We start from the raw sequence: 16154 nt of genomic DNA, 5'->3' as shown, positions 1-16154 counted from the left end.
GGCGGTCGTACCGTCGGCGCCGGCGTCGTAGCCAAAATCATCGAGTAATCTCTCGACCGATTGAAAAAACCCCCGCTCAGCGGGGGTTTTTTTTATTGGGTTGACACTAAATGGGGGCGTCTATAGAATCACGCCTCCTTTTAGCGGGCGTAGTGCGTCCGTTGGGAACAGCCTGGAGTCTGAAATCCAATGCAAAATCAGCAAATCCGTATCAGGTTGAAGGCTTTCGACCATCGCCTGATCGACCAATCCACCCAGGAAATCGTGGAAACCGCGAAACGTACTGGTGCACAAGTGCGTGGTCCAATTCCACTGCCTACCCGCAAAGAGCGTTTCACCGTTCTGGTTTCCCCGCACGTCAACAAAGACGCGCGTGACCAGTACGAGATCCGCACTCATAAGCGTGTTCTGGACATCGTCCAGCCAACGGATAAAACCGTTGACGCGCTGATGAAGCTTGATCTGGCGGCAGGTGTGGAAGTACAGATCAGCCTCGGCTAAGACTTCGGTCTAGTCGTGTAACGCTCTGAAATGGGCGGCCATAGCGGGTGAAAGCCCCGTACACTCATGAGGTTTACAACATGACTATTGGTGTAATCGGTCGCAAGTGCGGTATGACCCGCATTTTCACCGAAGAAGGTGTCTCCATTCCGGTCACGGTCATTGAGATCGAGCCGAATCGCGTCACCCAGTTCAAAACTGAAGAAACCGATGGCTACCGTGCAGTGCAAGTCACTGTCGGCGAGCGTCGTGCTTCGCGTGTGACTGCCGCTCAGGCAGGCCACTTCGCCAAGGCCAACGTTGCCGCTGGTCGCGGTGTTTGGGAGTTCCGTCTTGAAGAAGGCGATTTCCAGGCTGGCGATCTGATCAAAGCTGAACTCTTCACTGCAGGCCAGCTGGTTGACGTTACTGGTCAGTCCAAAGGTAAAGGCTTTGCCGGTACCATCAAGCGCTGGAACTTCCGTGGTCAGGACAACACCCACGGTAACTCCGTGTCGCACCGTGTTCCTGGTTCCATCGGCCAGTGCCAGACTCCTGGTCGTGTGTTCAAGGGCAAGAAAATGTCCGGTCACATGGGCGCCGAGCGCGTGACTGTTCAGTCCCTGGAAGTAGTTCGCGTAGACGCTGAACGCAACCTGCTGCTGATCAAAGGTGCCGTACCTGGCGCTACTGGTGGCGACGTGGTTGTACGTCCAGCTGTCAAGGCTCGCGGTTAAGGGGAAACTGACATGCAACTTAATGTAAATGACGCTCAGGCGATCGAAGTTTCCGAACTGACTTTCGGTGGCGAATTCAACGAGACGCTGGTTCACCAAGCAGTCGTGGCCTACATGGCTGGCGGCCGTCAGGGTACCAAGCAGCAGAAGACCCGTTCCGACGTGGCTGGTGGCGGTAAGCGCCCATGGCGTCAGAAGGGTACTGGCCGTGCTCGTGCTGGTACCACTCGTGGTCCGATCTGGCGTGGCGGTGGTGTAACCTTCGCAGCTCGCCCTCAAGATCACTCGCAGAAGCTCAACAAGAAGATGTACCGCGCAGCACTGCGCTCCATCCTCGCTGAGCTGGTGCGTAGCGACCGTCTGGTCGTGGTTCAGGACTTCGCTGTTGAAGCGCCAAAAACCAAAGATCTGCTGAACAAGCTGAACGGCATGGGTCTGAGCGATGTTTTGATCGTTTCCGACGCTGTTGATCAGAACCTGTACCTGGCTGCTCGTAACCTGCCGCACGTCGATGTACGTGACGTACAAGGTTCCGACCCGGTCAGTCTGATCGCATACGAGAAAGTGTTGATCACTGTCTCGGCCGTGAAGAAATTCGAGGAGCTGCTGGGATGAACCAGGAACGCGTATTCAAAGTCCTCCTTGGCCCGCACGTTTCCGAGAAGGCTACCGTTCTGGCTGAGAAAAAAGGCCAGTTCGTATTCAAGGTTGCTACCGATGCAACCAAGCTGGAAATCAAGAAAGCTGTCGAAGGCCTGTTCAACGTAAAAGTTGAAAACGTGTCGACTGTTAACGTTCTGGGTAAAACCAAGCGTACCGCACGTGGTCTGGGCAAGCGTAATGACTGGAAGAAGGCGATCGTCTCCCTTCAGCCAGGCCAAGATCTCGATTTCAGCAGCAGTGCTGAGTAAGGAAGGGGTGCATCATGGCAATCGTTAAATGCAAACCGACTTCCCCTGGCCGCCGTTTCGTGGTCAAGGTGGTCAACAAGGAGCTGCACAAAGGCGCTCCTCACGCACCGCTGATCGAGAAAAAATCGAAGTCTGGTGGTCGTAACAACAATGGCCGCATTACCACTCGTCACGTTGGTGGTGGTCATAAGCAGCATTACCGTCTGGTCGACTTCCGTCGCAACGACAAAGATGGCATCCCAGCCACTGTCGAGCGTATCGAATACGACCCGAACCGTACTGCTCACATCGCCCTGCTGTGCTACGCAGACGGTGAGCGTCGCTACATCATCGCCCCTAAAGGCGTGAGCGCTGGCGACCAGCTGATCGCAGGTGCACTGGCCCCAATCAAGGCCGGTAACTCCCTGCAGCTGCGCAACATTCCAGTAGGTAGCACCATCCACGGCATCGAACTGAAGCCGGGTAAAGGTGCACAGATCGCTCGTTCCGCTGGTGCTTCGGCTCAGCTGATCGCTCGCGAAGGTGTCTACGTGACCCTGCGTCTGCGCTCTGGTGAAATGCGTAAAGTCCTGGCTGAGTGCCGTGCGACCCTGGGCGAAGTCTCGAACTCCGAGCACAGCCTGCGTTCGCTGGGTAAAGCTGGTGCCAAACGCTGGCGCGGCGTTCGCCCAACCGTTCGTGGTGTTGCCATGAACCCGGTTGACCACCCACACGGTGGTGGTGAAGGTCGTACCTCCGGTGGTCGTCATCCGGTATCGCCATGGGGCTTCCCAACCAAGGGTGCTAAAACCCGTGGTAATAAGCGTACCGACAACATGATCGTCCGTCGTCGCAAGTAACTAGAGGGATACGACAGTGCCACGTTCTCTGAAAAAAGGTCCTTTTATCGATCTTCACCTGCTGAAGAAGGTCGAAGTGGCGGTGGAGAAGAATGATCGCAAGCCAGTTAAAACCTGGTCGCGTCGTTCGATGATCCTGCCACAAATGGTCGGTCTGACCATCGCGGTACACAACGGTCGTCAACATGTCCCAGTTCTGGTGAACGAAGACATGGTCGGCCACAAACTGGGCGAGTTCGCCGGTACCCGCACCTATCGCGGGCACGTGGCTGACAAGAAAGCCAAGCGTTAAGGGGTAAGGAAATGGAAGTAGCCGCTAAGTTGTCGGGCGCTCGAATCTCCGCCCAGAAAGCCCGCTTGGTCGCCGACCAGATCCGCGGGAAGAAGGTGGGCGAAGCGCTCAACCTGTTGGCCTTCAGCAGCAAAAAAGCTGCTGAAATCATGAAGAAAGTCCTCGAGTCGGCCGTAGCCAACGCCGAACACAACGAAGGCGCAGACGTTGATGACCTGAAGGTCTCCACCGTCTTCGTCAACGAAGGGCGTTCGCTGAAGCGCATCATGCCACGTGCCAAAGGCCGTGCTGATCGCATCGTCAAGCGGTCTTGCCATATCACTGTCAAGGTTGCGGACAAGTAACGGAGTCGATCAGATGGGTCAGAAAGTACATCCCACTGGCATTCGCCTGGGAATCGTCAAGGAGCACACCTCCGTCTGGTACGCAGACGGTGCTACTTACGCAGATTACCTGTTGAAGGATCTGAAAACGCGTGAGTACCTCCAAGACAAACTAAAAAGCGCGTCCGTAAGCCGTATCGATATTCATCGTCCGGCTCAAACTGCACGCATCACCATCCACACCGCTCGTCCAGGTATCGTTATCGGGAAGAAAGGTGAAGATGTCGAGAAGCTGCGTCAGGACCTGACCAAGCAGATGGGTGTGCCTGTGCACATCAACATCGAAGAGATCCGCAAGCCGGAACTCGACGCTATGCTGGTTGCGCAGAGCGTAGCTCAGCAGCTGGAACGCCGCGTAATGTTCCGTCGCGCCATGAAGCGCGCCGTACAGAACGCCATGCGTATTGGTGCCAAGGGCATCAAGATCCAGGTGAGCGGTCGTCTCGGCGGTGCTGAGATTGCTCGTACCGAGTGGTATCGCGAAGGTCGTGTGCCGCTGCACACCCTGCGTGCCGATATCGACTACAACACCTACGAAGCTCACACCACTTACGGTGTGATCGGTGTGAAGGTTTGGATCTTCAAAGGCGAAGTTATTGGTGGTCGCCAAGAAGAACTGAAACCACAAGCACCAGCGCCTCGTAAAAAAGCTGCTAAGTAAGGGGTACGCCAAATGTTGCAACCAAAGCGTACAAAATTCCGCAAGCAGATGACTGGCCACAACCGTGGTCTGGCACTGCGCGGTAGCAAAGTCAGCTTCGGCGAATTCGCCCTGAAAGCTGTTGCTCGCGGTCGCCTCACCGCTCGCCAGATCGAGTCCGCACGTCGTGCGCTGACCCGTCACGTTAAGCGTGGCGGCAAGATCTGGATCCGTGTGTTCCCGGACAAGCCGATCTCCAAGAAGCCTCTCGAGGTTCGTATGGGTAAAGGTAAGGGTTCCGTGGAGTACTGGGTTGCCCAGATCCAGCCAGGCAAAGTCCTGTACGAGATCGAGGGTGTTTCTGAAGAGCTGGCGCGCGAAGCTTTCGCCCTGGCTGCTGCAAAGCTGCCTCTCGCCACCTCCTTTGTTAAGCGGACGGTGATGTGATGAAAGCGAATGAACTTCGTGAAAAATCGGCACAGCAACTGAACGAGCAACTGCTCGGCTTGCTGCGCGACCAGTTCAATCTGCGTATGCAGAAAGCAACTGGCCAGTTGGGGCAGTCGCACCTGCTCTCGCAAGTTAAGCGTGACATCGCTCGCGTGAAAACTGTGCTCAACCAGCAGGCAGGTAAGTGATCATGGCTGAAGCTGAAAAAACCGTCCGTACGCTGACTGGCCGTGTCGTCAGCGACAAAATGGACAAGACCATCACCGTTCTGATCGAGCGTCGCGTTAAGCACCCGATCTACGGTAAATACGTTAAGCGTTCGACTAAGCTGCACGCGCACGACGAAACCAACCAGTGCAAAATCGGCGACAAGGTTTCCATTACCGAAACCCGTCCGCTGGCCAAGACCAAGTCCTGGGCACTGGTTGAAGTCCTCGAACGCGCTGTTGAAGTCTAAGGGCTAGGGGTCGGAGAAATTTTATGATTCAGACTCAATCCATGCTCGATGTGGCCGATAACAGCGGCGCTCGTCGCGTCATGTGCATCAAGGTGCTCGGCGGCTCGCACCGCCGTTACGCCGGCATCGGTGACATCATCAAAGTAACCGTCAAGGAAGCAATTCCGCGCGGTAAGGTCAAAAAAGGCCAGGTGATGACTGCTGTTGTCGTCCGTACCCGTCACGGTGTACGTCGCGCTGACGGTTCCATCATTCGTTTCGACGGCAACGCTGCTGTTCTGCTGAACACCAAGCAAGAGCCGATCGGCACTCGCATCTTCGGGCCAGTGACCCGTGAACTTCGTACCGAGAAGTTCATGAAGATCGTCTCGCTCGCCCCTGAAGTGCTGTAAGGAGATCCGACATGCAAAAGATTCGTCGTGACGACGAGATCATCGTGATCGCCGGCAAAGACAAAGGTAAGCGCGGTAAGGTGCTGAAGGTTCTGGCTGATGACCGTCTGGTCATCGGTGGCGTGAACCTGGTCAAGCGTCATACCAAGCCTAACCCGATGGCGGGCGTACAGGGCGGTATCGTCGAGAAAGAAGCGCCTCTGCACGCTTCCAACGTTGCCATCTTCAACGGTGAAACCAACAAGGCTGATCGCGTTGGCTTCAAAGTAGAAGACGGTAAAAAAATTCGTGTCTTCAAGTCGACCCAAAAAGCGGTTGATGCTTGAACACTGCTAGGTAGAAGACCATGGCACGACTGAAAGAGATTTACCGGAACGAAATCGCTCCTAAGCTTAAGGAAGAACTTAAGCTGTCGAACGTGATGGAAGTTCCGCGCGTTACCAAGATCACCCTGAACATGGGTCTGGGCGAAGCGATCGGCGACAAGAAAGTCATCGAGCACGCTGTTGCCGACCTGGAAAAGATCACCGGTCAAAAGCCGGTTGTGACTTTCGCTCGCAAGTCCATCGCTGGCTTCAAAGTCCGCGAAGGCTGGCCGATCGGCGTCAAGGTGACCCTGCGTAGCGACAAGATGTACGAATTCCTGGACCGCCTGCTGGCGATCTCCCTGCCTCGGGTCCGCGACTTCCGCGGCCTGAATGCCAAGTCCTTCGATGGCCGTGGCAACTACAGCATGGGCGTGAAAGAGCAGATCATCTTCCCGGAAATCGACTACGACAAGATCGATGCTCTGCGCGGTTTGGACATCACCCTGACCACCACTGCTCGTTCGGACGACGAAGGCCGCGCTCTGCTGCGTGCTTTCAAGTTCCCGTTCCGCAACTGATTGGAGTAGGAAAATGGCCAAGAAGAGCATGAAAAACCGCGAGCTGAAGCGTCAGCTCACGGTAGCCAAGTTCGCTAAGAAGCGTGCTGAACTGAAAGCGACCATCGTCAACGTCAACGCCTCTCCTGAAGAGCGTTTCGCTGCCGTAGTCGCTCTGCAGAAGCAGCCACGCGACGCTAGCGCTTCGCGCCTGCGCAACCGTTGCCGCCTGACCGGTCGTCCTCACGGTGTATACCGTAAGTTCGGCCTGGGCCGTAACATGCTGCGTCAAGCTGCAATGCGCGGTGACGTACCAGGTCTGGTCAAGGCCTCCTGGTAATCGCTGCAGGCAAGATCCCGGCGCAAGGGGAGCAATCTTCCGACCGCCGGTGACCTTGCCATCAAACAAGCCCCTACATGGGGCTTGTTTCGTTTCTACCTTGTGTCTAGAATGACCGGCTCACCTGAGCCTGGGGTTTTCCCCTGCCTGTTCGGGTGGTTGTGATAGCCGCAAGGCTAATAATTCTTGTATCAGGAGCATCTAGCCCATGAGTATGCAGGACCCGTTAGCGGACATGCTAACTCGCATCCGTAATGCCCAGATGGCTGAAAAGTCCGTCGTAAGCATGCCTTCCTCCACCCTGAAGGTCGCGGTTGCCAAAGTTCTGAAAGACGAAGGTTACATCGCTGGCTACCAGGTAACTGGTGAGGCCAAGCCTTCCCTGTCGATCGAACTGAAGTATTTCGAAGGCCGTCCGGTCATCGAAGAACTGAAGCGCTCCAGCCGTCCAGGCCTGCGCCAGTACAAGTCCGTCGCAGAGCTGCCGAAAGTACGTGGCGGTCTGGGCGTGTCTATCGTCTCCACCAACAAAGGTGTGATGACTGATCGCGCTGCGCGCGCTGCCGGTGTCGGCGGCGAAGTTCTGTGCACAGTGTTCTAAGGGGAGATAGGCATGTCTCGCGTCGCTAAGAACCCCGTTAAGCTGCCAGCAGGCGTCGAAGTCAAATTCGCCGGCCAGCAGCTTTCGGTGAAGGGTGCCAAAGGCACTCTCGAACTGAACGTTCACTCGTCTGTTGAAGTTACCGAAGAATCTGGCGAGCTGCGTTTCGTCGCTCGCAACGGTGACCAGCAAGCTCGCGCCATGGCCGGTACCACCCGCGCTCTGGTGAACAACATGGTCCAAGGCGTAAGCCAAGGCTTCGAGCGCAAGCTCCAGCTGGTCGGTGTTGGTTACAAGGCACAGGCTAAAGGCACCGTCCTGAACCTGGCTCTGGGCTTCTCGCACCCAGTGGACTACGAACTGCCAGCCGGTATCACCGCTGAAACCCCAAGCCAGACCGACATCCTGATCAAGGGTATCGACAAGCAGCTGGTGGGTCAGGTGGCCGCTGAAATCCGCGACTTCCGTCCGCCAGAGCCTTACAAAGGTAAAGGTGTGCGTTACGCGGACGAAGTAGTCCGTCGTAAAGAAGCCAAGAAGAAGTAGGGCCTAGTAAATGACCGACAAAAAAGTTATTCGACTGCGTCGCGCTCGCAAAGCACGTCTCAAGATGCACGAACTCGAAGTCGTGCGCCTGTGCGTGTTCCGCTCCTCGCAGCACATCTACGCCCAGGTCATTTCGGCCGACGGCAGCAAGGTTCTGGCAAGCGCCTCGACCTTGGACAAAGAACTGCGTGATGGCGCCACTGGCAACATCGACGCGGCCACTAAGGTTGGCAAGCTGGTAGCTGAGCGTGCGAAAGCCGCCGGTGTATCTCAAGTTGCCTTTGACCGTTCCGGCTTCAAGTACCATGGCCGCGTCAAAGCGCTGGCTGATGCTGCTCGTGAAGGCGGGCTGGAGTTCTAAGTTATGGCAAATAACGATCAAAAGCGCGACGAAGGCTACATCGAGAAGCTGGTTCAAGTTAACCGCGTTGCCAAAACCGTAAAAGGCGGCCGTATCTTCACCTTCACCGCGCTGACCGTGGTAGGTGATGGTAAAGGTCGTGTCGGCTTCGGCCGTGGCAAATCGCGCGAAGTACCAGCCGCGATCCAGAAAGCCATGGAAGCTGCCCGTCGCAACATGATCCAGGTTGACCTGAAGGGCACTACCCTGCAGTACGCCACCAAGGCTGCCCACGGCGCCTCGAAGGTTTACATGCAGCCTGCTTCGGAAGGTACCGGTATCATCGCCGGTGGCGCAATGCGTGCTGTCCTGGAAGTTGCTGGTGTTCAGAACGTTCTGGCCAAGTGCTACGGTTCGACCAACCCAGTGAACGTGGTTTACGCCACCTTCAAGGGTCTGAAAGCCATGCAATCTCCTGAATCCATTGCTGCCAAGCGCGGCAAGAGCGTCGAGGAGATCTTCTGATCATGGCAACCGTAAAAGTAACGCTGATCAAGAGCGTCTCGGGCCGTCTGCCTAACCACAAACTGTGTGTTAAAGGCCTGGGTCTGCGTCGCATCGGTCACACTGTAGAAGTCCAGGATACTCCCGAGAACCGCGGGATGATCAACAAGGCTTACTACATGCTGAAGGTCGAGGGCTAATCGATGAAACTCAATGATCTGAGTCCAGCGCCGGGTTCCCGTCGCGAGAAGCATCGTCCAGGTCGTGGTATCGGTAGCGGTCTGGGTAAGACCGGCGGCCGTGGCCACAAAGGTCAGACTTCCCGTTCGGGTGGTTCGATCGCTCCTGGCTTCGAAGGCGGTCAACAGCCGCTGCACCGTCGTCTGCCGAAGTTCGGCTTCGTTTCCCTGAAAGCCATGGACCGCGCTGAAGTGCGTCTGTCCGAGCTGGCCAAAGTGGAAGGCGACGTGATCTCCGTGCAATCCCTGAAGGATGCCAACGTGATCAACCAGCACATTCAGCGTGTGAAAATCATGCTGTCTGGCGAAGTTACTCGCGCAGTCACCATCAAGGGTATCGCAGCCACCAAGGGTGCGCGTGCGGCTATCGAAGCAGCTGGCGGCAAATTCGAGGAATAAATGGCTAAGCAAGGTGCTCTCTCTTCGCTCGGTAAGGGCGGGATGTCGGAACTCTGGGCTCGTCTGCGCTTTCTGTTCATGGCGATCATCGTCTATCGGATAGGCGCACATATCCCGGTGCCTGGCATCAATCCGGACCGTCTGGCGGATCTGTTTCGGCAGAATGAGGGGACCATTCTTAGCTTGTTCAACATGTTTTCCGGTGGCGCGCTCGAGCGCATGAGCATCTTTGCACTGGGGATCATGCCGTACATCTCGGCATCGATCATCATGCAGCTGATGACTGCGGTCAGCCCGCAACTGGAGCAGTTGAAGAAGGAAGGTGAAGCTGGCCGTCGCAAGATCAGCCAGTACACCCGCTACGGCACCGTTATCCTGGCACTGGTTCAAGCCATTGGCATGTCCATTGGCCTGGCCAACCAGGGCGTGGCGTTTTCTGTAGGCCTGGGCTTCCATGTCGTCGCCGTCTCCACCTTCGTGGCGGGCGCGATGTTCATGATGTGGCTGGGCGAGCAGATCACCGAGCGCGGTGTGGGCAACGGTATCTCGATGTTGATCTTCGCGGGTATCGTTGCCGGTCTTCCGAGAGCAATCGGGCAGTCTTTCGAGTCTGCACGCACAGGCGATATCAACATTTTCGCCCTGGTCGCAATCGGTTTGCTGGCAGTAGCGATTATCGGTTTCGTGGTGTTCATTGAGCGTGGTCAGCGTCGTATCGCCGTTCACTACGCCAAGCGTCAGCAGGGCCGCAAGGTCTTCGCTGCGCAGACCAGCCACTTGCCGTTGAAGGTGAACATGGCGGGGGTTATCCCGGCCATTTTCGCGAGCAGCATTTTGCTGTTCCCGGCTTCGCTGGGTGCCTGGTTCGGTCAGTCCGAAGGTATGGGCTGGCTGCAGGACATCTCGCAGTCGATCGCTCCTGGTCAGCCGTTGAACATTCTGCTGTTTAGTGCAGGGATCATTTTCTTCTGCTTCTTCTACACAGCGTTGATGTTCAACCCGAAAGACGTAGCGGAAAACCTGAAGAAGTCCGGTGCCTTTATTCCGGGTATCCGTCCTGGTGAGCAGTCGGCACGCTACATTGATGGCGTACTGACCCGTTTGACCATGTTCGGTGCTCTTTACATGATGGCCGTCTGCCTTCTGCCCCAGTTCCTGGTGGTGGCAGCAAATGTGCCGTTCTACCTTGGCGGGACCTCGTTGCTGATTGTGGTAGTGGTTGTGATGGACTTCATGTCCCAAGTACAATCGCACCTCGTTTCGCACCAGTACGAATCCCTGATGAAGAAAGCCAACCTGAAAGGCTACGGTGGCAGCGGCCTGCTGCGCTGATACGCCCCTAAGGTTCGAGGAGTCGGTAATGAAAGTTCGTGCATCGGTGAAAAAGCTGTGCCGTAACTGCAAGATCATCCGTCGCGAAGGCGTCGTACGAGTGATCTGCAGCGCGGAACCGCGTCACAAACAGCGCCAAGGCTGAGTGTGATCTGCGCTTCAAACCCAGCAGCTAGTGTGCTGCTGGGTTGATTATTCGTTTCTACAGCGATATTATCTCGCGCCCTATTTCTTGGCTTCCGGGGCGTAGGTAGCTGTCAATTGGAGTCCCACTGAATGGCCCGTATTGCAGGCGTCAACATTCCAGATAACAAGCATACTGTTATCTCGCTGACCTACATCTATGGTGTCGGTCGCACAACTGCACAGAAGATCTGTGTAGACGCTGGTGTAAATCCAGCCGCAAAGATCAAGGATCTGAGCGACGAGCAAATCGAAACCCTGCGTGGCGAAGTCGCGAAGTTCACCACTGAAGGTGACCTGCGTCGTGACGTCAACATGAAGATCAAGCGCTTGATGGACCTGGGTTGCTACCGCGGCCTGCGTCATCGTAAAGGTCTGCCGGTTCGCGGTCAGCGCACCAAGACCAACGCACGCACCCGTAAGGGCCCGCGTAAGCCGATCCGCAAGTAATCGCCCAGGAATATAGACATGGCAAAACCTGCTGCTCGTCCTCGTAAAAAAGTTAAAAAGACAGTGGTTGATGGCATCGCCCACATCCATGCATCTTTCAACAACACCATCGTGACCATCACCGACCGTCAGGGCAATGCTTTGTCCTGGGCGACCTCCGGTGGTTCGGGTTTCCGTGGTTCGCGCAAATCCACCCCGTTCGCAGCTCAGATTGCTGCTGAGCGTGCTGGTCAAGCTGCGCTGGAATACGGTCTGAAAAACCTCGACGTAAACGTCAAGGGTCCAGGTCCAGGTCGTGAGTCCGCCGTTCGTGCATTGAACAGCTGCGGCTACAAGATCGCCAGCATCACCGACGTGACGCCTATCCCGCACAACGGGTGCCGTCCGCCGAAGAAGCGTCGCGTGTAATCAGGAGACAGAAGAATGGCACGTTACATTGGTCCAAAATGCAAACTGTCTCGTCGTGAAGGCACTGACCTGTTCCTGAAGAGCGGCGTTCGCGCTCTGGAATCGAAGTGCAACATCGAAGCAGCCCCAGGTATCCACGGCCAGCGCCGTGGCCGTCAGTCCGACTACGGCACCCAGCTGCGTGAGAAACAAAAAGTTCGTCGTATCTACGGTGTTCTGGAGCGTCAGTTCCGCGGTTACTACCAAGCTGCTGCCTCGAAAAAAGGCGCAACCGGTGAGAACCTGCTGCAACTGCTCGAGTGCCGTCTGGATAACGTCGTTTACCGTATGGGCTTCGGCTCGACTCGTTCCGAGTCCCGTCAGCTGGTTTCGCACAAAGCGATCAGCGTCAACGGTAAGACTGTAAACATTCCATCCTACCAAGTTCGTCCGGGTGACGTGGTCGCGGTTCGCGAGAAGTCGCTGAGCCAGCTGCGCATTGTTCAAGCCCTTGAACTCTGCGCCCAGCGTGGCCGCGTTGAGTGGGTTGACGTGGATGCTGCCAAAAAGTCGGGCGTTTTCAAGAACGTTCCTGCTCGCAGCGACCTGTCTGCCGACATCAACGAGAACCTGATTGTCGAGCTCTACTCCAAGTAAGGGCTAGAAAATAGGTGCATCCATGCAGATTTCGGTAAATGAGTTCCTGACTCCCCGCCATATTGATGTGCAGGTAGTCAGTCCGACCCGCGCCAAGATTACGCTCGAGCCTCTCGAGCGTGGTTTCGGCCATACCCTGGGCAACGCGCTGCGCCGCATCCTGTTGTCCTCCATGCCTGGCTGTGCAGTAGTCGAGGCCGAGATCGATGGCGTACTCCATGAGTACTCCGCGATCGAAGGTGTTCAGGAAGACGTCATTGAAATCCTGTTGAACCTGAAAGGCCTGGCTATCAAACTGCACGGTCGTGACGAAGTTACGCTGACCTTGTCGAAAAAGGGTTCGGGGGTGGTTACCGCTGCCGATATTCAGCTGGATCACGATGTCGAGATCGTCAACCCCGATCACGTAATCGCGAACCTGGCGTCGAACGGCGCCCTGAACATGAAGCTCACTGTAGCTCGTGGTCGTGGTTACGAGCCGGCCGACTCCCGTCAAACCGACGAAGACGAAAGCCGTAGCATTGGCCGTCTGCAGTTGGACGCTTCGTTCAGCCCGGTGCGTCGTATCGCCTATGTGGTCGAGAACGCCCGTGTTGAACAGCGTACCAACCTGGACAAACTGGTCATTGATCTGGAAACCAACGGCACCCTGGACCCTGAAGAGGCTATCCGCCGCGCTGCGACCATCCTGCAACAGCAGTTGGCCGCGTTCGTCGACCTCAAAGGTGACAGCGAGCCTGTCGTAGTCGAGCAGGAAGACGAGATCGATCCGATCCTGCTGCGTCCGGTTGACGACCTGGAACTGACTGTACGTTCGGCCAACTGCCTGAAGGCGGAGAACATCTACTACATCGGCGACCTGATTCAGCGTACCGAAGTAGAGCTGTTGAAAACTCCTAACCTCGGCAAGAAGTCCCTGACTGAAATCAAGGACGTCCTGGCCTCTCGTGGTCTGTCTCTCGGCATGCGCCTCGACAACTGGCCGCCTGCAAGTCTTAAGAAAGACGACAAGGCGACCGCCTGATCGTCGTAATCACCGAACGTAGTGTTTGGTAAGGAATGAATCATGCGTCATCGTAAAAGTGGACGTCACCTGAGCCGTACCAGCTCTCACCGCAAGGCTATGTTCCAGAACATGGCAGTGTCGTTGATCGAGCACGAGCTGATCAAAACCACCCTGCCGAAAGCCAAGGAACTGCGCCGCGTTGCCGAGCCGCTGATCACCCTGGCCAAGGAAGACAGCGTTGCTAACCGTCGTCTGGCCTTCGACCGTACCCGTTCGAAGTCCGCTGTTGGCAAACTGTTCAACGACCTGGGCAAGCGCTACGCCACCCGTCAGGGCGGCTACCTGCGCATCCTGAAGTGCGGTTTCCGTGCTGGCGACAACGCGCCTATGGCGTACGTCGAGCTGGTTGATCGTCCTGTCGGCGGTGCTGTAGAAGCTGCTGAGTAAGACGTTCTGTCTGCTACAAAGAACCGGGCCTAGTGCCCGGTTTTTTGTGTCTGCAGCTATTGTTTATTTCTATTAATACAAGTCAGCCAATGAATTTGCTCTAGCAGCTTGGCTCATCGATACTCTCGCCATAGCCGATCAGCCGGCGTTCGAAGACCGATAAGGAGAGCCCATGAGCAAGACTCTTACCACCGCCAGCGGTGCACCAGTAGCCGACAACCAGAACTCCCGCTCCGCCGGCCCACGTGGCCCATTGTTGCTCGACGACTTCCACCTCATCGAGAAACTCGCCCATTTCAATCGCGAGAACATTCCGGAGCGCCGCGTACACGCCAAGGGTTCGGGTGCGTACGGCACCTTCACCGTCACCCGCGATATAACGGCCTACACCAGCGCCAAGCTTTTCGGCGAAATCGGCAAGCAAACCGAAACCTTCCTGCGTTTTTCCACCGTTGGTGGCGAGCGTGGTTCAGCCGATACCGAGCGTGACCCGCGTGGCTTCGCCGTAAAGTTTTACACCGAAGAAGGCAACTGGGACATTGTGGGCAACAACACCCCCGTGTTCTTCATTCGCGACCCGTTGAAGTTCCCGGACTTTATCCACACCCAGAAGCGCCACCCACAGACCAACCTCAAGAATGCCCAGATGATGTGGGACTTCTGGTCGCATTCGCCTGAAGCGCTGCATCAGGTCACCATTCTGTTCTCGGATAGAGGCATCCCTGATGGCTATCGCCATATGCACGGCTTTGGCAGCCACACCTACAGCCTGATCAACCAGAAAGGCGAGCGCACCTGGGTGAAGTGGCACTTCAAGACCCAGCAAGGCATCAAGAACCTCGCCCCCGCAGAAGCGGCGCGCCTGGCCGGTACCGATCCGGACTATGCGCAGCGCGACTTGTTTGCAGCCATTGAGCGTGGTGACTACCCGCGTTGGACCGTGTGCATGCAGGTCATGAGCGAAGCGGAGGCGGCGAGCCGTGAGGAAAACCCGTTCGACGTCACCAAAACCTGGTCGCAGAAGGACTACCCGCTGATCGAGGTGGGGGTGCTGGAGCTTAACCGGAACCCGCTCAACTATTTCGCTGAAGTCGAGCAAGCAGCGTTTGGGCCTAGCAACATGGTGCCTGGCGTTGGTCTGTCACCCGACCGCATGCTGCAGGGCCGCGTATTCGCCTACGCTGACGCCCACCGCTACCGTGTCGGTACCAACCACCAGCAACTGCCGGTGAATGCACCGCGCTGCGCTGTGAACAGCTACCAGCGCGACGGCTCCATGGCGACCGGCAGTTATGGTGCGGCGCCGAATTACGAGCCTAATAGCTACGCCGACGCACCCAAGCAGTCACCGCGTCACGCTGAACCTGCACTGGCGCTCACCGGTGCAGCGGACCGCCATGATCACCGTGAGGACAACGACTACTACAGCCACGCCGGCGCGCTGTTCCGCTTGATGAGCAACGAGCAGAAGGCGCTGCTGATCAGCAACATCGCCGGGGCCATGGCAGGGGTCAGTGACGATGTCATCCAGCGCCAGTTGCAGTATTTCTTCATGGCTGACCCGGCCTATGGCGAAGGTATCGCCAAGGCGTTGGGCGTGAATCTCGCTTAACTCGAAGTGATAAGAAGAACCGCCCTCATTTGGGCGGTTTTTCAATGAATATCACTACTGTTTAGCCCATTTTTTGCCCGGATTGCCCCTTTTTCAGTGACCTTCGGCAAAAGCTGGTTCACACTATGCGGCATAGAAGCTTCCACATGGAGAAACAGGGCGATGCAAGGCCATCCGGACGTAATCAACTACCTCGTCACGCTGCTGAAGGGCGAACTGGCGGCACGCGACCAGTACTTCATTCATTCGCGCATGTACGAAGACTGGGGCCTGTCCAAACTCTACGAGCGCATCAACCACGAGATGGAAGAAGAGGCGCAACACGCTGATGCGCTGATGCGTCGTATCCTCATGCTGGAAGGTACGCCTGACATGCGTGCAGACGACCTGGAAGTCGGCAGCACCGTGCCGGAAATGATCGAAGCCGACCTCAAGCTTGAATACAAAGTGCGCGCTGCGTTGTGCAAAGGCATCGAGTTGTGCGAATTGCACAAGGACTATGTCAGCCGCGACATTCTGCGTGCGCAGTTGGCCGACACTGAAGAAGATCATACCTACTGGCTGGAAAAGCAGCAGGGGCTGATCAAGGCCATTGGCCTGGAGAACTACCTGCAATCGCAGATGTAATACCCGGGGGCTGCTTTGCAGCCCATCGCGACACAAGG

General features: G+C 56.5%; 30 protein-coding genes. All 30 read left to right on the top strand.

The features are described 5' to 3' along the window. The first annotated feature begins 189 nt into the window (after window positions 1-189). The 30 genes from rpsJ to bfr all read left to right on the top strand — a co-directional run bounded on the left by rpsJ (window position 190) and on the right by bfr (window position 16116). A complete protein-coding gene (gene rpsJ / locus G1E_RS11415; RefSeq protein WP_003186070.1) occupies window positions 190-501 on the top strand; it encodes a 30S ribosomal protein S10 in 312 nt (103 codons plus the stop codon). 80 nt (window positions 502-581) lie between these two features. Beyond that, window positions 582-1217 carry a 50S ribosomal protein L3 gene (gene rplC / locus G1E_RS11410; protein WP_003255486.1) on the top strand — a complete coding sequence of 212 codons (636 nt, stop codon included), beginning with the start codon at window positions 582-584 and terminating at the stop codon, window positions 1215-1217. A 12-nt stretch (window positions 1218-1229) separates the two neighbouring features. Beyond that, window positions 1230-1832, top strand: a complete 603-nt coding sequence (gene rplD / locus G1E_RS11405) for a 50S ribosomal protein L4 (protein WP_003255485.1) — start codon at window positions 1230-1232, stop codon at window positions 1830-1832. Continuing rightward, complete coding sequence (rplW, locus tag G1E_RS11400) at window positions 1829-2128, top strand: 50S ribosomal protein L23 (protein WP_003255484.1); 300 nt, start codon at window positions 1829-1831, stop codon at window positions 2126-2128. Before rplD ends, rplW begins: the two co-directional genes overlap by 4 nt. A 14-nt stretch (window positions 2129-2142) precedes the next feature. Then, window positions 2143-2967 carry a 50S ribosomal protein L2 gene (gene rplB, locus G1E_RS11395; protein ID WP_003255483.1) on the top strand — a complete coding sequence of 275 codons (825 nt, stop codon included), beginning with the start codon at window positions 2143-2145 and terminating at the stop codon, window positions 2965-2967. A 16-nt stretch (window positions 2968-2983) separates the two neighbouring features. After that, entirely contained in the window at window positions 2984-3259 is a 276-nt protein-coding gene (gene rpsS, locus G1E_RS11390) for a 30S ribosomal protein S19 (protein ID WP_003255482.1), read from the top strand. Between the two features lie 11 nt (window positions 3260-3270). After that, window positions 3271-3603, top strand: a complete 333-nt coding sequence (rplV, locus tag G1E_RS11385) for a 50S ribosomal protein L22 (RefSeq protein WP_003103908.1) — start codon at window positions 3271-3273, stop codon at window positions 3601-3603. Between the two features lie 13 nt (window positions 3604-3616). Next, window positions 3617-4303, top strand: coding sequence for a 30S ribosomal protein S3 (rpsC, locus tag G1E_RS11380; RefSeq protein ID WP_003255481.1), 687 nt, complete (start codon window positions 3617-3619; stop codon window positions 4301-4303). 12 nt (window positions 4304-4315) lie between these two features. Then, window positions 4316-4729, top strand: a complete 414-nt coding sequence (rplP, locus tag G1E_RS11375; RefSeq protein WP_003255479.1) for a 50S ribosomal protein L16 — start codon at window positions 4316-4318, stop codon at window positions 4727-4729. Then, window positions 4729-4920 carry a 50S ribosomal protein L29 gene (gene rpmC, locus G1E_RS11370; protein ID WP_002555481.1) on the top strand — a complete coding sequence of 64 codons (192 nt, stop codon included), beginning with the start codon at window positions 4729-4731 and terminating at the stop codon, window positions 4918-4920. Before rplP ends, rpmC begins: the two co-directional genes overlap by 1 nt. Before the next feature lie 2 nt (window positions 4921-4922). After that, window positions 4923-5189: a 30S ribosomal protein S17 gene (rpsQ, locus tag G1E_RS11365; protein ID WP_023534981.1), complete on the top strand. Its 267-nt coding sequence runs from the start codon at window positions 4923-4925 to the stop codon at window positions 5187-5189. Window positions 5190-5212: 23 nt separating this feature from the next. After that, window positions 5213-5581 (top strand): 50S ribosomal protein L14, encoded by a 369-nt coding sequence (gene rplN / locus G1E_RS11360; protein WP_008089810.1) that lies wholly within the window; start codon window positions 5213-5215, stop codon window positions 5579-5581. 11 nt (window positions 5582-5592) lie between these two features. Continuing rightward, entirely contained in the window at window positions 5593-5907 is a 315-nt protein-coding gene (rplX, locus tag G1E_RS11355; protein WP_003255476.1) for a 50S ribosomal protein L24, read from the top strand. 20 nt (window positions 5908-5927) lie between these two features. Continuing rightward, the gene (gene rplE / locus G1E_RS11350) at window positions 5928-6467 is read left to right on the top strand and encodes a 50S ribosomal protein L5 (RefSeq protein ID WP_003255474.1); all 540 of its coding nucleotides are present in this window, start codon (window positions 5928-5930) and stop codon (window positions 6465-6467) included. Between the two features lie 13 nt (window positions 6468-6480). Continuing rightward, complete coding sequence (gene rpsN / locus G1E_RS11345; protein ID WP_009681970.1) at window positions 6481-6786, top strand: 30S ribosomal protein S14; 306 nt, start codon at window positions 6481-6483, stop codon at window positions 6784-6786. Between the two features lie 208 nt (window positions 6787-6994). Then, complete coding sequence (rpsH, locus tag G1E_RS11340; protein WP_009681971.1) at window positions 6995-7387, top strand: 30S ribosomal protein S8; 393 nt, start codon at window positions 6995-6997, stop codon at window positions 7385-7387. 12 nt (window positions 7388-7399) lie between these two features. Further along, window positions 7400-7933: a 50S ribosomal protein L6 gene (gene rplF / locus G1E_RS11335; protein WP_009681972.1), complete on the top strand. Its 534-nt coding sequence runs from the start codon at window positions 7400-7402 to the stop codon at window positions 7931-7933. Between the two features lie 10 nt (window positions 7934-7943). Further along, a complete protein-coding gene (gene rplR / locus G1E_RS11330) occupies window positions 7944-8294 on the top strand; it encodes a 50S ribosomal protein L18 (RefSeq protein WP_009681973.1) in 351 nt (116 codons plus the stop codon). Between the two features lie 3 nt (window positions 8295-8297). Further along, on the top strand, window positions 8298-8798 hold the full coding sequence (rpsE, locus tag G1E_RS11325; protein ID WP_003255465.1) for a 30S ribosomal protein S5: 501 nt from the start codon (window positions 8298-8300) through the stop codon (window positions 8796-8798). A gap of 2 nt (window positions 8799-8800) precedes the next feature. Further along, a complete protein-coding gene (gene rpmD / locus G1E_RS11320; protein ID WP_003255463.1) occupies window positions 8801-8977 on the top strand; it encodes a 50S ribosomal protein L30 in 177 nt (58 codons plus the stop codon). 3 nt (window positions 8978-8980) lie between these two features. After that, window positions 8981-9415, top strand: a complete 435-nt coding sequence (gene rplO / locus G1E_RS11315) for a 50S ribosomal protein L15 (RefSeq protein ID WP_003255461.1) — start codon at window positions 8981-8983, stop codon at window positions 9413-9415. Beyond that, the gene (secY, locus tag G1E_RS11310) at window positions 9416-10747 is read left to right on the top strand and encodes a preprotein translocase subunit SecY (protein ID WP_003257108.1); all 1332 of its coding nucleotides are present in this window, start codon (window positions 9416-9418) and stop codon (window positions 10745-10747) included. A 28-nt stretch (window positions 10748-10775) separates the two neighbouring features. Continuing rightward, complete coding sequence (gene rpmJ / locus G1E_RS11305; RefSeq protein ID WP_002555468.1) at window positions 10776-10892, top strand: 50S ribosomal protein L36; 117 nt, start codon at window positions 10776-10778, stop codon at window positions 10890-10892. Window positions 10893-11023: 131 nt separating this feature from the next. Then, the gene (gene rpsM, locus G1E_RS11300; RefSeq protein ID WP_009681976.1) at window positions 11024-11380 is read left to right on the top strand and encodes a 30S ribosomal protein S13; all 357 of its coding nucleotides are present in this window, start codon (window positions 11024-11026) and stop codon (window positions 11378-11380) included. An 18-nt stretch (window positions 11381-11398) separates the two neighbouring features. After that, window positions 11399-11788, top strand: a complete 390-nt coding sequence (gene rpsK, locus G1E_RS11295; protein ID WP_003255454.1) for a 30S ribosomal protein S11 — start codon at window positions 11399-11401, stop codon at window positions 11786-11788. A gap of 15 nt (window positions 11789-11803) precedes the next feature. Then, a complete protein-coding gene (rpsD, locus tag G1E_RS11290) occupies window positions 11804-12424 on the top strand; it encodes a 30S ribosomal protein S4 (protein ID WP_009681977.1) in 621 nt (206 codons plus the stop codon). Between the two features lie 22 nt (window positions 12425-12446). Continuing rightward, window positions 12447-13448: a DNA-directed RNA polymerase subunit alpha gene (gene rpoA / locus G1E_RS11285; protein ID WP_003255452.1), complete on the top strand. Its 1002-nt coding sequence runs from the start codon at window positions 12447-12449 to the stop codon at window positions 13446-13448. A gap of 42 nt (window positions 13449-13490) precedes the next feature. Beyond that, a complete protein-coding gene (gene rplQ, locus G1E_RS11280; RefSeq protein ID WP_003255451.1) occupies window positions 13491-13877 on the top strand; it encodes a 50S ribosomal protein L17 in 387 nt (128 codons plus the stop codon). A gap of 172 nt (window positions 13878-14049) precedes the next feature. Then, window positions 14050-15489, top strand: a complete 1440-nt coding sequence (locus tag G1E_RS11275) for a catalase (RefSeq protein ID WP_009681978.1) — start codon at window positions 14050-14052, stop codon at window positions 15487-15489. A 162-nt stretch (window positions 15490-15651) separates the two neighbouring features. Then, the gene (bfr, locus tag G1E_RS11270; RefSeq protein WP_009681979.1) at window positions 15652-16116 is read left to right on the top strand and encodes a bacterioferritin; all 465 of its coding nucleotides are present in this window, start codon (window positions 15652-15654) and stop codon (window positions 16114-16116) included. Window positions 16117-16154 lie beyond the last annotated feature (38 nt).

Source organism: Pseudomonas sp. TJI-51 (genome assembly GCF_000190455.2).
GTDB lineage: Bacteria > Pseudomonadota > Gammaproteobacteria > Pseudomonadales > Pseudomonadaceae > Aquipseudomonas > Aquipseudomonas juntendi.
Note: the sequence above shows the minus strand (reverse complement) of the source record. Positions and strands in the feature narration are given on the sequence as shown.

Coding starts and splice junctions, on each gene's coding strand:
- G1E_RS11275 (WP_009681978.1), top strand. CDS start 14,050: ATGAGCAAGACTCTTACCACCGCCAGCGGTGCACCAGTAGCCGACAAC.
- rpmD (WP_003255463.1), top strand. CDS start 8,801: ATGGCAACCGTAAAAGTAACGCTGATCAAGAGCGTCTCGGGCCGTCTG.
- rpsN (WP_009681970.1), top strand. CDS start 6,481: ATGGCCAAGAAGAGCATGAAAAACCGCGAGCTGAAGCGTCAGCTCACG.
- rpsC (WP_003255481.1), top strand. CDS start 3,617: ATGGGTCAGAAAGTACATCCCACTGGCATTCGCCTGGGAATCGTCAAG.
- secY (WP_003257108.1), top strand. CDS start 9,416: ATGGCTAAGCAAGGTGCTCTCTCTTCGCTCGGTAAGGGCGGGATGTCG.
- rplP (WP_003255479.1), top strand. CDS start 4,316: ATGTTGCAACCAAAGCGTACAAAATTCCGCAAGCAGATGACTGGCCAC.
- rpsK (WP_003255454.1), top strand. CDS start 11,399: ATGGCAAAACCTGCTGCTCGTCCTCGTAAAAAAGTTAAAAAGACAGTG.
- rplB (WP_003255483.1), top strand. CDS start 2,143: ATGGCAATCGTTAAATGCAAACCGACTTCCCCTGGCCGCCGTTTCGTG.
- rpsD (WP_009681977.1), top strand. CDS start 11,804: ATGGCACGTTACATTGGTCCAAAATGCAAACTGTCTCGTCGTGAAGGC.
- rpsE (WP_003255465.1), top strand. CDS start 8,298: ATGGCAAATAACGATCAAAAGCGCGACGAAGGCTACATCGAGAAGCTG.
- rpoA (WP_003255452.1), top strand. CDS start 12,447: ATGCAGATTTCGGTAAATGAGTTCCTGACTCCCCGCCATATTGATGTG.
- rplR (WP_009681973.1), top strand. CDS start 7,944: ATGACCGACAAAAAAGTTATTCGACTGCGTCGCGCTCGCAAAGCACGT.
- rpsH (WP_009681971.1), top strand. CDS start 6,995: ATGAGTATGCAGGACCCGTTAGCGGACATGCTAACTCGCATCCGTAAT.
- bfr (WP_009681979.1), top strand. CDS start 15,652: ATGCAAGGCCATCCGGACGTAATCAACTACCTCGTCACGCTGCTGAAG.
- rplN (WP_008089810.1), top strand. CDS start 5,213: ATGATTCAGACTCAATCCATGCTCGATGTGGCCGATAACAGCGGCGCT.
- rpmC (WP_002555481.1), top strand. CDS start 4,729: ATGAAAGCGAATGAACTTCGTGAAAAATCGGCACAGCAACTGAACGAG.
- rplW (WP_003255484.1), top strand. CDS start 1,829: ATGAACCAGGAACGCGTATTCAAAGTCCTCCTTGGCCCGCACGTTTCC.
- rplE (WP_003255474.1), top strand. CDS start 5,928: ATGGCACGACTGAAAGAGATTTACCGGAACGAAATCGCTCCTAAGCTT.
- rplF (WP_009681972.1), top strand. CDS start 7,400: ATGTCTCGCGTCGCTAAGAACCCCGTTAAGCTGCCAGCAGGCGTCGAA.
- rpsQ (WP_023534981.1), top strand. CDS start 4,923: ATGGCTGAAGCTGAAAAAACCGTCCGTACGCTGACTGGCCGTGTCGTC.
- rpmJ (WP_002555468.1), top strand. CDS start 10,776: ATGAAAGTTCGTGCATCGGTGAAAAAGCTGTGCCGTAACTGCAAGATC.
- rplC (WP_003255486.1), top strand. CDS start 582: ATGACTATTGGTGTAATCGGTCGCAAGTGCGGTATGACCCGCATTTTC.
- rplV (WP_003103908.1), top strand. CDS start 3,271: ATGGAAGTAGCCGCTAAGTTGTCGGGCGCTCGAATCTCCGCCCAGAAA.
- rpsJ (WP_003186070.1), top strand. CDS start 190: ATGCAAAATCAGCAAATCCGTATCAGGTTGAAGGCTTTCGACCATCGC.
- rpsM (WP_009681976.1), top strand. CDS start 11,024: ATGGCCCGTATTGCAGGCGTCAACATTCCAGATAACAAGCATACTGTT.
- rplD (WP_003255485.1), top strand. CDS start 1,230: ATGCAACTTAATGTAAATGACGCTCAGGCGATCGAAGTTTCCGAACTG.
- rplX (WP_003255476.1), top strand. CDS start 5,593: ATGCAAAAGATTCGTCGTGACGACGAGATCATCGTGATCGCCGGCAAA.
- rplQ (WP_003255451.1), top strand. CDS start 13,491: ATGCGTCATCGTAAAAGTGGACGTCACCTGAGCCGTACCAGCTCTCAC.
- rplO (WP_003255461.1), top strand. CDS start 8,981: ATGAAACTCAATGATCTGAGTCCAGCGCCGGGTTCCCGTCGCGAGAAG.